A 15,602-nucleotide genomic window follows, 5' to 3' on the forward strand; every position below is an offset into this window, starting at 1 on the left:
TACGAAAGTGTGTCATCATGATACGTTTATTAGGATGCTAAATCCGTTATATACTTGATTAATAGAGAGTTATATATTTGGTATTAGTATTGTCTGTTGTATGGCATACAAATTCAAAACAACATGTTTAAAAATCATATTTCCGTTGCACTTAGAAACTTTCAAAAAAGAAAGTCTTTCACCTTTATCAATGTTTTAGGACTTACTGTCGGCATGACGGTCTGTTTACTCATTTTAACATATGCTAAGTATGAAATGAGTTATGATACATTTCACAGCAGAGCCAATGATATCTATCGCATTTCAGTTGACATTTACAATGGCGAAGACTTCCAGATTGCAGATGCGCAATGTTACCCTGCAGCCGGCAAGTTGGCAAAAGACGAATTCGCAGAGGTAGAGGAGTATGCCATGGCGAGAAAATTTGGTCGTATGTCTTTAAAAAATGGCGATAAAGCGTTTAATGAAGACGGTGTTTACTTTGCTACGCCTTCTTGGTTAGAGGTTTTTGATTGGGAATTGCAAATGGGAAATAGGGCTACCGCGCTAAAAGACGCTAATACCATAGTAATTTCAGAGAGTACTGCCGAGAGATACTTTGGTGAAGAAGATCCAATGGGTAAAATGATTAAACTTTTACCTGGCGGAGGTGAGTTACCAATGCTTGTTACAGGAGTTATTAAGGATGTTCCTGAAAACGCACATTTGAAGTTTGATATTTTGGTCTCATATCAAACGGCTGTCGAAGAGTTCGGAAGTAAGTACGATAATTTCGGTGGCAATAATGAGTATATGTACATTTTGGCCAACACTGCGCTGGACAATGAATTCGAAAAACGCTTCAATGCGACCTACTTTGAAAGAACTGAACCATTCTTAGAGCGCGGTGATAGTTTAGATATACAACCATTAACTGACATTCATTTAAACTCTGATAAAACTTATGAGGCAGAAACTAATGGCAGCCAGTCTATTGTAAATATACTCTTAGTGGTTGCCATATTCGTATTGATCATTGCTTGGGTGAACTTTATCAATCTTTCTACTGCACGAGCTATGGAAAGAGGAAAAGAAGTAGGGGTAAGAAAAGTATTGGGTTCGAACAAAGGAGCATTGATTACTCAATTTTTAATGGAGTCCTTTATGCTCAATTTCTTGGCCGTAGTGTTAACCCTAACGTGCATCCAAGGTGTATTGCCGCTTTTCAATGAGTTTGCTGGTTTGGATCTTTCTTTTAATGTGTTCCAGAATACGCAGGCCCTATTACAGGTAGCGGCAATTTTGATAATTGGCTCTTTCGCTTCTGGTATTTATCCAGCATTGGTTTTGTCCAATTATAGGCCATTAGCGGTTATTAGCGGACGCTTAAAAGACTCTAAGGGCGGGTTAATCTTACGAAAGGGTTTAGTAATTTTTCAATTTATGATTACGATGTTACTTCTAGCAGGTACTGTTACAATATATCAGCAGGTTAATCATATGCGTTCACAATCATTAGGTGTAAATATTGATCAAACCATCGTAATTAGAAACCCTGTAATGTCGGCAAACGATAGTCTTCAGAGTGAGCATAGAAAAACTTTAAAATCTGAATTAAATCGAGTCGCACAGGTGAAATCGGTAGCCTATTCCGAAACAGTTTTTGGTCAAGGAACAACGGAAATGAATACGACAACGGGTTTTTATGAACTAGTCAATAAAACCGGAAGGGGAGTAAGTTTCTCATTTTTCAGAGTAGATGAAGATTTCACAAAAGCTTTTGAGTTTGAAATTCTAGCAGGAAGAACATTTGATTCGAATATTGAAAACTTGATTCCAGATAGCGGTGGCTATGACGGAATCATGATTAACGAAACAAGCCGAAAAATTTTCGGGTACTCCACTAATGAAGAGGCTGTAGGACAAAAGATCAACAGGTTTGGTGCGCAAGTAGCAATAATAGGCGTTTTCGCAGACTACAACCACCATTCCTTAAAGACTAAGGTAGACCCAACTGTTTTATTCTTCGATCGATATGGCTACGCTTCTGACTATGTATCCATAAAGCTAAATGCGGGAAATAATCCTGGAAAGGCGTATAAATCTATATTAGGTGAGATTGAGAAAGTATATAGACAAGTATATCCTGAAAGCGATTTTGACTATTTCTTTTTAGATGAGAATTTTGAAAAACAGTATCAAGCTGATCGACAGTTTGGAACGGTATTTACAACTTTTGCAGGAATTACGATATTCGTGGCTATTCTTGGCTTGTTCGGTCTTGTCCTTTACGAAGTGCAGCAAAGAATTAAAGAGATTGGAATTCGTAAGGTATTAGGAGCCAGCGTAGGTACAATTATTAAATTACTTTCGTCAAGTTTCTTGAAATTGATTTCTATAGCTATTCTTCTTGCTACACCGATAGCTTATTTCGGAATGAATGAGTGGTTATCAGGCTATGCTTATCGAATTGAGTTATCTGTCTTATTATTTATAGTACCTGCCGTAGGACTACTTTTAATCGCTTTGGCAACAGTAACAACTCAAGCAATAAAAGCGGCGAATGAGAATCCAGTAAAGTCTCTTCGCTACGAATAATTATTAGTCCTTACTTCTAAAAATAGTGAAGCCCCGATTGCAGTCGGGGCTTCTTTATTCAACTAAAAACACAAGCAAGTTTAATTGCCTCCGCGGCCGCCTCCGCGACCACCTCTTTGTGATTCTCTTTCTGCTTTCCACTTTTCGTAAGCGGTCCATTGTGTTTCATTAAAAATTTCTTTGAGTTGTTTATCGCTTTTCTCTTGAAACTCTGTAATTACTTCACGCATACCAGCTCTTTCACCACTTTCTCTCATTTCCTGAAGCTTTTCAGTTCTTTCTTTATTAGTGGTTAAAAGCACATCATATGTCTTTTTGTATTGTTCGTCAGAAAGGCCGAATTGTTCTTGAAAATTCTCAGCTAGTGTTTTAGCAGCCTCTTCTGGACTCACTCTCTCGCCGCGTTGTCCACGCTGTCCGCCTTGACCTCCTCTTTGTGCATGTGCCGCAAGTCCTACAAAAAGCAGCATACTCATAAATAATAATGTCTTTCTCATAGTTTTCTGTTTACATGGCTTTGGACAAAAGATTGTCCAAAAGGTTTAATTGGATATAAAATTTGGATTTGAATCAGTGTTAAATGCCAAATTAGGCAATTTCACCTGATCCAATTAGTTCATTTTTACTATACCAAGCTACAAACTGACCTGGGGCTATTCCTTTCTGGTGTTCATCGAAAATAACGTACAAACCGTCGGACTCCATATATAGCGTAGCTCGTTCCAGTGGTTGTCTGTATCTAATTCTCGCTAAATAACTTCTAGATTCACCGACTTTTAATTTCAAATCTGCTCTTACCCAATGGATACCTTCGTTAGGTACTAATAGCCCACGTCGTAACAGCCCTGGATGATGATCACCTTGACCTGTATATATGATGTTATTAATCGTATCTTTTTCAATGACAAAAAGTGGTTCTGGTGTACCACCTACAGCTAGGCCTTTTCTTTGACCAATCGTAAAATAGTGAGCTCCGTTATGTTGGCCTACTACTTTACCATCTTCTGGTTGATATTCGTAAGGTGCTGAAAGCGCTATTAGTTCCTCGCGCTTATTCTCAAATGACTGATTGGCTTGTTTATAATAAGTTTGAAAATTTGTTTCATGAACACCTAGTTCACGAATTTCGCCCTTTTTCGGTGCCAATTGTTGCTGTAAGAAATCAGGTAACCTAACTTTTCCTATAAAGCATAAACCTTGTGAGTCTTTCTTTTCTGCTGTTATTAAGTCAGCTTTTCTAGCAATTTCTCTTACCTCCGATTTTTGTAAGTGTCCAATAGGGAAGAGGGCTTTCGAAAGCTGTTCCTGGTTTAGTTGACATAGAAAATAGCTTTGATCTTTATTAGGGTCTTCTCCTGCTAGTAACCGGTGAATTTCTTTGCCATTTTCCACAATGGTGTCTTTCTGAACGTAATGTCCAGTAGCCACAAAATCTGCTTTAAGTTTTAATGCTGCTTTTAAGAATATGTCGAATTTCACTTCTCGGTTGCAAAGAATATCTGGGTTCGGCGTGCGACCTTGCTCATATTCTTTGAACATATAATCGACGATACGTTCTTTATATTGCTCGCTTAAATCTATTACGTGAAAAGGGATCCCTAATTTCTCTGCAACGGCTAATGCATCGTTGCTATCTTCTACCCATGGACATTCTTCTGAAATAATGACAGAGTCATCAACCCAGTTACGCATAAACATGGCTATCACTTCATAGCCTTGCTCTATTAGTAAGTGGGCGGTAACACTGGAATCTACTCCACCCGAAAGTCCTACAACTACTCTTTTTCCCATGATTTTATCCTAACTCGGAAGGCTAACATCGTTTTTGCAAAAATAGTTGTAATGTTCTGAAAAACATGATGTTGTTTTTTGTCTTGTATTTTAACGCTGTTTTTGGTCGGCTAAAAACAATAAAAAAGGGCCTCGATAATTCGAAGCCCTTTTCCTAGGTTGAGGTTGAAGAGGTTTATTTCTTCTTGATGTCGATAGCCTTTTTAGACTTATCTACACCTGGTGTTCTATTTAAGAATTCGTCATAAAGTCTGATTTGACGTGATGTCATCGGTACCTTATAACCATCAATAAATAGCTCAGTGATTTTAGTAGCGGTTTCAAACGGATCTCCTGTTGCTACAAAGATGTTTGCTTTTTTACCTACTTCGATAGAGCCTACCTGATCTCCAATTCCAAGAATTTCAGCGGCATTAATGGTAATAGCCTTTAATGCTTCTTCACGCCCCATACCGTATGCTGCAGCAAAACCTGCATGATAAGGTAAGTTTCTTACGTTTTCAGCTTCCATAGTTCTTAAGGCGACTTTAACACCGGCTTTAGACATAATACCTGGATTAGCATAAGCTGCATCATAAGCATCGGACTGACGTGTTGGTATCGCTTGAACTGGACCAGTAATTACTGATAAACCTGATTCTGCAATTTTATCGGCAACTCTCCATCCTTCAGATACACCAGTAAGGATTACTTTTTTGTAACCTCTTTCTTTTACCCAATCAATAGTTGCGATGATATCTTTTGCCGCATTTACTTCAATGAAAAGCATCATGTCACCTTTCACTACGGGTACTAATGCTTCGATTTCTGGGTATGATCTTACTTCATCAGCATTCTCAATTTTAGCATAAAGCTCAGCTTTGTCCCAAGCATCGTTGATTTGCTTTAATGCTCTTTCCTGACGTTTCTTAAGTTCAGCTGGAGAAAGTCTTCTGAATCGTCTGCCTCGACCAGTAGAAGGGAAGGTCATAACAATCCCTTTGGAACCAGCATACATTTGATCAGGTGTATAACCGAATAGGTTAATTGATGCAGCTGTACCCGCTAAAGCACCGCCTCTTGGCATAGTCCAAACCGTTGTAACACCACTAACTCGAGTAACAGGGATTGCCACCGAATTAGGGTTTACAGCCGTTAAAGCTTCCATTTGAGGTGTTAATGCACCAAATTCTCTGGTGTCATTCGCTTCTGCAATACTTCCGATTTCTGATAAACCTAAAGTAGTACCACCATCGATCATGCCTGGGTAGATTTCTCTTCCTTTACAATCAATAACTTCTGCATCAGCAGGAATAGTTACATCGGCACCAACAGCTTCGATTACACCGCCATTAATTACAATGGTACCGTTTTCAATAATCCCGTTTGTTACGGTATAAATTTTTGCGTTAGTCAACGCAAACTTACCGTTACGCGCTCTTAGGACTTGATCATCCTCCTGTGCCAAAGACAAAAGAGGAACGAAAGTCAACATAAAGAGTGCTGCGAATAGTATTCTTAAATTCTTCATATCCTTCTTTATTTTTTATTGGAGAATAATTCTTCCATCGTTAACAGATGTGCGTCTTCTAGACATCTATGATCATCATGTCTTTCATAAATCAAGACATCTTCAATAGCCGCTTCAGGGTTGATGTATAATCTAACATCTTTCAGGTCATCTGCTTTGTCAAAGTATTTTACACCATCAACAAAAGTCATTAATGGAACAGCATAAACAGATAATGGATGCGCATCGAAAATAGCGATGTCAGCATCTTTACCTTCTTCTAATGAACCAACTCGGCTATCTATTCCTAGTTGCTTCGCAGGGTTCAATGTAATCATTGCTAGTGCTTCATCATCTGTTAAATCACCATATTTCTGCGTTTTAGCAGCTTCGTGAAATAAGTGTCTGATTAGTTCTCCAGAATCAGAGTTGATTGACGTATTAACACCCGCTTTCGTTAAAATAGCTGCGTTATAGGCAGTAGAGTAGTATACTTCAAGTTTATAGGCCCACCAATCGGCAAATACTGAAGCTGTTGCTCCGAAAGCTGCTAATTCTGGTGCCACTTTATAAGCTTCATTAGCATGTTGGAAAGTCAGTTTAGGGATATTGAAATCACTGAACACTTTTAAGAGCATATAAATCTCATCGGCTCTATAGGAGTGACAGTGAACTAATACATCACCATTCATAATGTCTACTAAGGTCTGAAGCCTTAAGTCATATTCTGGAGCTACTTTTCTAGCGGACTTATTCGCATTATAGGCATCCCACTTTTTCTTGTATTGAACAGCTTGAGTAAATGAATTTCTCAGCATGTTTTCTACACCCATACGACTTTGAGGCTGAATTCCTCTTGAACGACCACCTCTTGTAGGGTTTTCCCCTAGCGCGAACTTGATAGTTCTTGGCGCACCTTCAAACCTTAAATCATCAGGATTAGTAAAACCGTAACGAAGTTTAAGTGTTTCATTCTGACCTCCAATTACATTGGCAGAACCGTGCATAAGGTGAATGCTAGTTACACCACCTGCTAATGCTCTATAAATAGAAACATCTAAGGGGTTAACTACATCTTCCATGCTCACTTCTGAAGTTACTTGACTAGTTCCTTCATTAATGGCACTGCCCGCAATGTGGGAATGAGCATCGATGATTCCTGGCATAACAAATTTGCCAGAGGCATCCAAAGTTTCCACTCCTCTAGGGGCACGAAGTCCTTTTCCTATTTTCGAAATTTTACCATCTCGAACGAGTACATCCGTGTTTTCTAGCGTACCATTGGTCACCGTTAATACCGTACCGCCTTTTATCAATAAGTCTCCTTTTGGCACTTGGGCCAACGCAACTGTGCTAAACAGGGCTAGGAGGATTGTTATTATGTTTTTCATTTTCATGATTTTTTTCTTTAGCTAGTTTAAACGCCGTCTTTTGTAGCTGTCAGTTCAAACGTTACATTAAATGCTGCAACAGAAGCTTCAGCATCATAACTCTTCCCAGATACTTGACCTACAACAACGATTTCGATCGATTGACCTCCACCATCAATTGCGAAATCAAAAGATAGTTCACCATCTCTGAAGTTGAGATTGTTCATGTCGTTGTCTGGGCTACCATCACTGCTGGTTAAAACACCAGTATACTTACCTTCTTCTTTTTTAATGATCATTTTGCCAGACTGATCACCGCCTGGGGTTGTGAAAGTGTAAGACCATGTTCCTAAGATTGGATCGTCACTCGCAGCTGCCGGAGTTGCTTCTTTTTCAGTTCCCTCTTCTTTCTTAGCTTTCTTTTCTTTCACTTCATAATCATGTCTATCACCATCAACGAACATCATTTTTACTTGTGAATCTTTAGTGAAATAAGGTGCAGTGGTAATCATTACATTGGCCATTTTACCTGATTCGACTGTTCCAGTAACTTTATCAATTCCTAACATTGAAGCTGGATTTGTAGTTAATGCTGCCAATGCTGCATCTTCGCTAAGTCCATTTTCAATCATTGTCATCAAATTCTTTTTGATTTTACCGTTAGAAGTACCTTTAGTAGAAAATCCGAATTTGATTCCTGCTTCTTGAAGTTTGCCAGCTTGCGTTACATAAGTTTTGTAGAACTCATCACGTTTAGCCTCTAGGGCAATAACCTCTTCGCTTTTATCTTTATCCTTTATCTCTTTTGGCTCATCTGGTAAATCCATAGAAAGGAAAATTGGAGTTCCAGTGGATTTTAATTCATCCATAATATCCCAAGCTTGTTCTACTCCAGCTATCATTAGTTTAAAACCAAGATCGTTTTGAAGTCTCATCGCTCTGCGAACGTCTAGCATACTGCTTACGTCGAACATTACTGCTTTGCGCTGTGCAATTACTGGGTGGAATGCCATACTTACTCTGTCATTCACTGGACGTGGTAGCCCAGATGGATTTTCAGCGTATAGTGCCACATGATCTTTGTGCTGAACTGCGTTTCTATACAAATTTCTCCATTTAGCCATTATTCCAAGAATATTACCAGGATAAGCACCCGGTGCACCAACAAACTGAGCGTAAAGCGCTACATCTTTTGCTAGGACCAATTCATCCATATGGTTGGCATCTTTCAATAGAATGAGAGATCCTGAACCTGGTAGCATTCTACCATAAGGCGCCGTATGAGAAATTGCGAAACCTATTTTTCGGATGTTTCCTATGGTACTACTTTTTACATCTAACTGAGATAAAACACTATTCTCAGGTGTAATTCCTGCATAGTCGTTTGGAGGATCAGGTGTGAATAAATTCTGAGGTCTTGGAAGATTCTCAGGTCTTTTAGCACCAGTATTAGCCAACCCATCAATAAAAGCTGGGTAGACATAAAGCCCAGATGCATCAATTACTTCAGCATCGGCAGGTATAGTTTGGTTTTTGCCAACTCCGACAATCAAACCATCCTTAATCACTACAGTAGCGTCTTTCATTTCACTACCCGGTTTTGTTATCACCGTGGCATTTGTAATTGCGTAAGTCCTTGTCACTGCTGATGTTCCAGATGGATCACTTTGTGCCAAAGATGTATGCAATACTGTGAATGATAGGAGCAACACTAAGTGTAGACGTAACATTCGAAAGGATTTCATATTCAATATTTAGTTAAGATTAGTTCAAGGCATAATATACTTCAAAGGTGGCTTCAATTCAAAGCCAAATATGAGAGTGGTTTTATATTGGTTTTGAGGGTAAGGGCTCTTTTTGTATTCTCTACATAGATATTGTCCTCCGCCACCTTTAAGGCTTATTTAATCTTTAAATTCTCTAAGATTATTTACCGAAAAGACATAAAAAAAGGGCTCGTTAGAGCCCTTTTTTTATGATTGTTAAGAATTACTTAGGATCTAAAATATTGCTAATGCGGTCTTTTAGGTCTTCTAAGTGCAATCTGCTTGCCCGATCTGAATATTTAGACATCGCGCTATTGACATCTCTTTGAAGTGTTTTCAATTCAGCTTTTACAACTGGCCGAATATCTGATTGAGAAATGCTTACTTGTCTTGCTTGGAACTGACTAGACTCATTGTTCATCATGAACTCAAGTCTTGCCACGAAGGCACGTTGTAAGTTTCTTCTGTAAGTATCAATAACAGCTCCACTTGAAAGTTCGCTAAAGAGTCCTTTCCTGGTATCTGCGAAAAGCTGATAAATGGTGTAAGTATTTCTTCCTTTAAAGGCTTCAGCTTCAATTAAACGTTGCGCTCTAGTAGCATCTAAAAGACGGTTTAGGTAAGATACTTGTGTTGTACGAATTCTGTTTACAGCGCCGTATCCTTCGAGTTTTCTCAGTAAACCTTCATCTAGTAACCATTCTGGGGTTGAAAAAGCGTGTTTATGCATCCAAGCCATGGCTTCTACTTGACGTTTTTCTGGTACTACATTGTATACGGCACCTTCTTGATCTGCAGATTTAAAATCTTCTGTTACACCGCCAATTGTTGTTACCACATGCCCGACAAACCTTCTCCACTGACCGATTGATTCGTTATAAATCTCTCTTGTTTCAGTATAGTCTTCACCATCGGTAGTAGTCCAATCTAATAGGTTAGGAATTACTTTCATCAGATTCATCATACCATAAGTACTGGCTAAAACGCTGTTATCGCCTAAGTCCTCGGTTTGAGATTCTGGGTTGAAACCATTGCTGCTTCCAAACCTATACATTCTATCATCCGCCTTATCTAAAATCCATTGATCTAAAGTGCTGGTTTCGGCTTCTGGCGTATTAGCACCAGGAATAACTCTGTAACCCCAATTGATTACGTATTTATCGTAAGGGCCAATTTTTCTAATGAAACGTTCTACGCCGTCACCAGGCTGTGCTATATAATTTACCCGTGCATAATCCATAATAGTAGGGGCTACACCGTATTCTTGAGTAAATTCTGGGTCTCTGAGTGATTCAACTGGATAAGCTGAACTAGCCTTCATATTGTGCGGTAGGCCTAATGCATGACCTATTTCATGAGCAATTACGGCCCGCATCATTTCCCCAATGTCTTCTTCTGGTGTTTCAAGTGTTCTGGCTTTAGGGTTAGCTGCACCAGTTTGAATCAAGTACCAGTTTCTATATGATCTTAGGTGATTATGGTACCAAATAATATCACTTTCAATAATTTCACCACTTCGAGGGTCGGCAGTACTTGGCCCAGTGGCATTTCGCGTCATGTTAGCAATGTATCTTACTGTGGAGTAACGCGTATCTTCTGGGCTCCAATCTGGATCTTCTTCTTTGGTGGGTGGTTCTTTTGCAATTATTGCATTTTTAAAACCAGCTGCTTCAAAGGCTACTTGCCAATCTTCAATACCCAGTTTAAACCACTTTTTGAACCTTTCAGGAGTTCCAGGGTCTAAATAATAAACGATTGGTTTTACTGGTTCTACCAATTCACCTCTTGCATATGCTGCAGGATCTTTTGGTTCTAACCTCCATCTTTTTAAAAATCGTACTTGGTCTCCTTTGAGCTTATTTGAACTATAATTCACATTTCCCATGGCAAACCAACCTACTCGCTGATCGGCCAAACGTGGCATCATTGGCGTTTCAGGAAGTTTTATCATTGACTGAGCTACTTGCATTGAAATAAGGCCTGCACTTGCATTTGAAGGCGGTCGGCCAGCGTCATAAGTCATAACTTGTCGTACTTCTACATTTTCAGGGAATGACTTTACTGATTCTGTATAGCTTTTTGACGCATCAAGTCTTCTCACTTGAAATTGTGTTCTGAATCTTCCAGACATTGCACTAATCGATCTCGTGTCGGCGGTAAAGAATTGCGTCACATCAACTAGGTATGCGGCTGAATCTTCAGGCTGTCCCATTACTTTGAATGAACCGATAATAGGAGCAAAGTTGTTGTTTACTACAGATTTATAAATGGCATCCGTACTGTCAGCTACATTGTTGAAAGACATTTTCTTAAGGTAAATTTTACCGCCTTTTTCTTCCCAACGTACTACTTGTTCTATCATTTTAGAACCTGAAGCGACAAATCCACCACCAAAATTTTCTGGTGCAGATACTAATCGAGTAACCCAAAGCATATCTTTTCCAAGTTCACTTTTAGGTATCTCATACATGATTTTACCATCCTTAGTGTATGTGGTAAAAAGCCCTTCATCGGCTTTCATACCTTTTACCAAAGAGGCATATGTTTTTTCTTTCTTTTTCGGAGGAGTTGGTTTTTCCGTTGTTGGAGCCGTTTCAGCTTTTTGATTTCGCTTCTTGCGTTGGGCTAAAGCATCATTCCCTAGCGTCAACAAAAAGGCGCCGGTTAAGCAAAGGCTAGCAACCCTCTTTAGGTTGTGTTTCTTTATCATCAGGTTTATTTTCATTTCATTGTAATGAAACACTTTCACTTGAAAGGAGAAAAGACTATTCCCAAAGTGGGTAATTCATTATGTTAGTGGTCGAAATACAAGTATTACGTTGTGAATAGATATTGGGAGATTGTTCAGAGTGCATATCAAGGGTACGCTAACTACCTTTGGCAGGAGATTACGTTTCAATATGATTATAAGCCATGGTGGCAGAATTATTTTTGGGCCCTGATCGGTATTTCTCTGATCTTCTTGGCTTGGGAATGGTTAAGACCTTGGCGAAAAGATCAGCCTAAGTTTAGAAAGGATTTTTGGTTAGATACTTTCTATATGTTCTTTAATTTTTTTCTTTTCTCTCTAATCATTTTTAACGCATTGTCTGAAGTTGTGGTGGACGCATTTTCGAATCTTTTAGCACAATTGGGTTTAAATAATTTGGTGGCAATAGAGATAGGCTCATGGTCTATTGTTGCCCAGCTCTTCGCATTATTTATTATTCGAGATTTTGTTCAGTGGTGGACACACCGCTTATTGCATGCCGTGCCGTTTCTTTGGAGATTTCACAAGGTGCACCATTCTGTAGAACAAATGGGCTTTGCCGCACATTTACGGTATCATTGGATGGAGACGCTAGTTTATAGAACTATAGAATATTTACCGTTGGCCATGATCGGTTTTGGTATCGACGACTTCTTTTATGTGCATATGTTTACGCTCGCTGTTGGGCATTGGAATCATGCCAATATTAAAGTGAATTTGGGGCCTTTGAAATACATCTTTAACAATCCAAATATGCATATGTGGCATCATGCACATGACCTGCCTGAAAACCGCAAAACTGGAGTAAATTTCGGCTTAACATTGAGTGTATGGGACTACATTTTTGGAACAGCGTATATCCCTTCAAGTGGTAAGTCAATAAAGTTGGGTTTTCCCGGAATTACTAAATTTCCTAAAGACTTCTGGGGCCAAATTACTCATGGTTTCAGCAAGAAAAACCAATGATAGATTTCTGAGTATCTTTAGTTTTCCTAAAAAATCAACCATGAGAAAAATTATCGCACTTACAATTACACTTGCATTGTCAACGTCACTTTTTGCTCAAGAGGCTAAACCGGAAGATGTAAAATCAGCCGACGCTATTCTGGGTGCTTTGTATGATGTGATTTCAGGCCCTGCTGGGCAGAAAAGAGATTGGGACAGAATGAAAAGTTTATTTATTCCAGAAGGCAAGCTGGTACCTTCTTTTAAAAGAGACGGTAAAGTTCAATACCTCTACTGGACAGTTCAGCAATATATTGATCAGGCAGGGGCAGGCCTTGAACAGAGTGGTTTTTTTGAGGTGGAAGTTAGTCGTAAAACAGAATCTTATGGCACTATTTCTCACGTTTTCAGTACTTATGAATCAAGGCGAACCTTAGAAGATAAAGAGCCGTTTGCACGCGGAATCAATAGTATTCAATTACTAAATGCAGGTGATCGTTGGTGGATTGTAAGCGTGTTCTGGATGGGAGAGACTCCTGAATATAAACTGCCAAAAAAATACTTGAAAAAAGATTAAAAAGAAGGATAGAGGTTAATTGTTTAGATCATTCACTATTGGGTTAATTACTGGGCCAGTCAGCTGAAAACGATACTTACCTCTTTTTTTGATCAGTATATTAGATTTATTCTTTTCCCACTTTTGAATTAATTCCTCTGCTTCATCGGAAAATGGTTTTAGGTATACTTGAGCATTTTTAAAGGTAAGTACTTCTGTATTTCTTTGTAGAAGTAGCGATGACATGGCTTCTGTTTTGTAGACTAGGACTGCGTTTGCATCAAGTCTGATAAAATCTTTAAGTTCTAGATTGATGTCGTTGATGTTTAAGCCTTGATTTTGTTTCCGTAGCTTAAACGATAACTCGTCTACAAACAACTCCTCCTGGATCAATGATATTCCGAACTTCGATATGCTATAGCCTAGTTTCTCGGTAGTAGACAACTTAAAATCTTCGATTTTAAAGTCCAATTCAAAGTTTTTGATAGGTGACTCTTCGATAAAATTATCAGTTTGGATTAAGTCTATTATGTTATCAAGTTCTACGTCTATCAGAAAGCGACCTTGCATTCGACCGATAGAAAGATCGACAAATTCTGGGTCGAGACTTTTCGAAAGGCTCAGGTCATATTCAGACTCCATAGTTAGCCCACTCAACTCAAAATCATTTATGTTTTCACCACTAAATCTTAGTTCTGCCAACCCATTTAATTTTGAATTAGTCGTTTCTATTTCCCAATCATTGAACGCCAGCCGTTTTTCATCGGGAATAAAGGCGGCGCCAAAGCTTAAACTTACTGGCGATTGAGACATGTCATTTAAGGCCTCTTGATAGTTATTGCCTAGTTCATTATTAATCTCATTTATATTCCACCAGTAGATGTTTTTTGCTTCTACCTTCACAGATTGGTAGGTAGTTGGCAATAGGCCATCGTCGATTTTCTTGATTTGAGAAAACGGTAATTCTCCATCAAAAGTGAGCTTGATTGATTCACCTAATAGTCGGGTTACATCATTCGGGTAAATGATCTTGGGGTCAATAAGTGTAAATGATATTTTCTCAAAGGAATAAATTGACTTATCGTCTTTGATTGATAATAATTCTGAAAGTGGTAACGATAGTTTGATTCGATCAGCAGATAGTCCGTAGTCGCCAATGCTGTCTAGTGCTTCGAACCCATGGATTGTGAGACTACCGTTGATAGGACTGGCTGTTATCTCGTCATATTCAATGTTAAATGAGCTTAATTCTAATTGCTCGTTTAAAATTTGCTGTACTTGTTCGTTTGCTGTTGATGCCAAACGTTGCCCAATAATGTTGTTTGTGATTAATAAAGTAGATAATAATGTTAAAGCAATTATTAATATAAAAATGTATTTCTTGTGCATGGATTAAAAGTAATGTAAAATATAGAATAAATTATGTTTAAATCTATAAAAGAAATCAATAAAAAAGATAGTGTTATGAAGTCATAAGGTTAATATGAATTGTATTAGCTGAAACTTTCTTTTCCAGCTAGTTAAACTTGACTAAACGAATCGTGGTTATTATACATAAGAAGTCACTTGCTTAAAAGCATTGACTAATTCCGCTTTGTAGGTAGGTCCAATGGGTAATGTATGGTCTTTTAGGTTGATTTCATTCTTGGAAATACTAATGATCCCGTTCAGGTTTACTAGATAGGATCTATGTGACTGAATGAAACCTTGCTTGTTGAGTTTGTCTTTCCATTTTCTGAGACTATCTAAAATAAGTATCTCCTTATCTATGCACACAACTTTTACATAATCAATTTCTGCCTTTATAAAGCGGATTTCAGATGATTTGACTTTATAAGTGGTTTTATCTGCATACAGATAATGAATTTCGTCGATGGTTGACTTTGAATGAGCTTGGACTGCTTCCTGTTCTACGGACTTTTTAGCTTCAGAAACTCGCCTGATTTCTTCCTTTTGTTTTAATAGACCTTTGACAAGAAAGAGGACAAGAAAGAATAGAATAAAAGCAGAAATTTTAATGACATCAGATAAGAAATGATTCCATGAAAACGGTTGATAATTATTATCATGAAATAAGCTGTCAGAATATTCATATGCGAATATTGTACCCACAAATATGAGTAAAAGCACTGGGAGCCAATTGAGTTTGTTTTTTGAAGTAAGGGGGAGCCACCAAAGATAGAAAGCATAAGAGGGTAGGATGATGAAGAAAATTGAATTCAATTCATGTAGAAAGGTCTCCGGATAACCTCCCTCTAGTTCAATGAACTTGATATAGGGAAATAAAAGAACGCCACACCATAACATTATATGAATAATGTATTCTTGTTTAAGCGGACCTGAACTGTTCAATTTCATT

The 15,602-nt window shown here is 38.3% G+C and carries 11 protein-coding genes; 3 read left to right on the forward strand and 8 right to left on the reverse strand.

All coding sequences use genetic code 11. From position 1 onward, the window contains the following. Nucleotides 1–123: 123 nt before the first annotated feature. Nucleotides 124–2,577 carry an ABC transporter permease gene (locus tag JXQ92_RS18305; protein ID WP_421988094.1) on the forward strand — a complete coding sequence of 818 codons (2,454 nt, stop codon included), beginning with the start codon at nucleotides 124–126 and terminating at the stop codon, nucleotides 2,575–2,577. An 80-nt stretch (nucleotides 2,578–2,657) separates the two neighbouring features. Here the strand turns inward: JXQ92_RS18305 and JXQ92_RS18310 are convergent, their stop codons facing one another. The 6 genes from JXQ92_RS18310 to JXQ92_RS18335 form a co-directional block, all read right to left on the reverse strand. Continuing rightward, on the reverse strand, nucleotides 2,658–3,074 hold the full coding sequence (locus JXQ92_RS18310) for a hypothetical protein (protein WP_421988095.1): 417 nt from the start codon (nucleotides 3,072–3,074) through the stop codon (nucleotides 2,658–2,660). Between the two features lie 91 nt (nucleotides 3,075–3,165). Further along, nucleotides 3,166–4,368: a tRNA 2-thiouridine(34) synthase MnmA gene (mnmA, locus tag JXQ92_RS18315; RefSeq protein WP_421988096.1), complete on the reverse strand. Its 1,203-nt coding sequence runs from the start codon at nucleotides 4,366–4,368 to the stop codon at nucleotides 3,166–3,168. 175 nt (nucleotides 4,369–4,543) lie between these two features. Beyond that, nucleotides 4,544–5,878 (reverse strand): amidohydrolase family protein, encoded by a 1,335-nt coding sequence (locus tag JXQ92_RS18320; protein ID WP_421988097.1) that lies wholly within the window; start codon nucleotides 5,876–5,878, stop codon nucleotides 4,544–4,546. A gap of 8 nt (nucleotides 5,879–5,886) precedes the next feature. Further along, a complete protein-coding gene (locus JXQ92_RS18325; protein ID WP_421988098.1) occupies nucleotides 5,887–7,254 on the reverse strand; it encodes an amidohydrolase in 1,368 nt (455 codons plus the stop codon). A 20-nt stretch (nucleotides 7,255–7,274) separates the two neighbouring features. Continuing rightward, on the reverse strand, nucleotides 7,275–8,957 hold the full coding sequence (locus JXQ92_RS18330; protein WP_421988099.1) for an amidohydrolase family protein: 1,683 nt from the start codon (nucleotides 8,955–8,957) through the stop codon (nucleotides 7,275–7,277). Nucleotides 8,958–9,216: 259 nt separating this feature from the next. After that, a complete protein-coding gene (locus JXQ92_RS18335) occupies nucleotides 9,217–11,703 on the reverse strand; it encodes a zinc-dependent metalloprotease (RefSeq protein ID WP_421988100.1) in 2,487 nt (828 codons plus the stop codon). Nucleotides 11,704–11,814: 111 nt separating this feature from the next. On the opposite strand from JXQ92_RS18335, the gene JXQ92_RS18340 reads away from it, so the two are divergent. Both JXQ92_RS18340 and JXQ92_RS18345 read left to right on the forward strand, forming a co-directional pair. Further along, the gene (locus JXQ92_RS18340) at nucleotides 11,815–12,708 is read left to right on the forward strand and encodes a sterol desaturase family protein (protein ID WP_421988101.1); all 894 of its coding nucleotides are present in this window, start codon (nucleotides 11,815–11,817) and stop codon (nucleotides 12,706–12,708) included. 40 nt (nucleotides 12,709–12,748) lie between these two features. After that, nucleotides 12,749–13,264 (forward strand): hypothetical protein, encoded by a 516-nt coding sequence (locus JXQ92_RS18345; protein ID WP_421988102.1) that lies wholly within the window; start codon nucleotides 12,749–12,751, stop codon nucleotides 13,262–13,264. Nucleotides 13,265–13,279: 15 nt separating this feature from the next. Here JXQ92_RS18345 and JXQ92_RS18350 read toward each other — a convergent pair whose 3' ends face one another. Both JXQ92_RS18350 and JXQ92_RS18355 read right to left on the reverse strand, forming a co-directional pair. Continuing rightward, a complete protein-coding gene (locus JXQ92_RS18350; RefSeq protein ID WP_421988103.1) occupies nucleotides 13,280–14,632 on the reverse strand; it encodes a hypothetical protein in 1,353 nt (450 codons plus the stop codon). Between the two features lie 159 nt (nucleotides 14,633–14,791). After that, on the reverse strand, nucleotides 14,792–15,601 hold the full coding sequence (locus tag JXQ92_RS18355; RefSeq protein ID WP_421988104.1) for a LytR/AlgR family response regulator transcription factor: 810 nt from the start codon (nucleotides 15,599–15,601) through the stop codon (nucleotides 14,792–14,794). Between the last annotated feature and the right edge of the window lies 1 nt (nucleotide 15,602).

It is taken from the genome of Roseivirga sp. (genome assembly GCF_049099775.1).
Classification (GTDB): Bacteria; Bacteroidota; Bacteroidia; order Cytophagales; family Cyclobacteriaceae; genus Roseivirga.

What these genes read in the sequence shown, in the direction of transcription:
- mnmA (WP_421988096.1), bottom strand. Translation starts at nt 4,368, where the DNA reads ATGGGAAAAAGAGTAGTTGTAGGACTTTCGGGTGGAGTAGATTCCAGT.
- JXQ92_RS18355 (WP_421988104.1), bottom strand. Translation starts at nt 15,601, where the DNA reads ATGAAATTGAACAGTTCAGGTCCGCTTAAACAAGAATACATTATTCAT.
- JXQ92_RS18335 (WP_421988100.1), bottom strand. Translation starts at nt 11,703, where the DNA reads ATGATAAAGAAACACAACCTAAAGAGGGTTGCTAGCCTTTGCTTAACC.
- JXQ92_RS18350 (WP_421988103.1), bottom strand. Translation starts at nt 14,632, where the DNA reads ATGCACAAGAAATACATTTTTATATTAATAATTGCTTTAACATTATTA.
- JXQ92_RS18325 (WP_421988098.1), bottom strand. Translation starts at nt 7,254, where the DNA reads ATGAAAATGAAAAACATAATAACAATCCTCCTAGCCCTGTTTAGCACA.
- JXQ92_RS18320 (WP_421988097.1), bottom strand. Translation starts at nt 5,878, where the DNA reads ATGAAGAATTTAAGAATACTATTCGCAGCACTCTTTATGTTGACTTTC.
- JXQ92_RS18330 (WP_421988099.1), bottom strand. Translation starts at nt 8,957, where the DNA reads ATGTTACGTCTACACTTAGTGTTGCTCCTATCATTCACAGTATTGCAT.
- JXQ92_RS18345 (WP_421988102.1), top strand. Translation starts at nt 12,749, where the DNA reads ATGAGAAAAATTATCGCACTTACAATTACACTTGCATTGTCAACGTCA.
- JXQ92_RS18310 (WP_421988095.1), bottom strand. Translation starts at nt 3,074, where the DNA reads ATGAGAAAGACATTATTATTTATGAGTATGCTGCTTTTTGTAGGACTT.
- JXQ92_RS18305 (WP_421988094.1), top strand. Translation starts at nt 124, where the DNA reads ATGTTTAAAAATCATATTTCCGTTGCACTTAGAAACTTTCAAAAAAGA.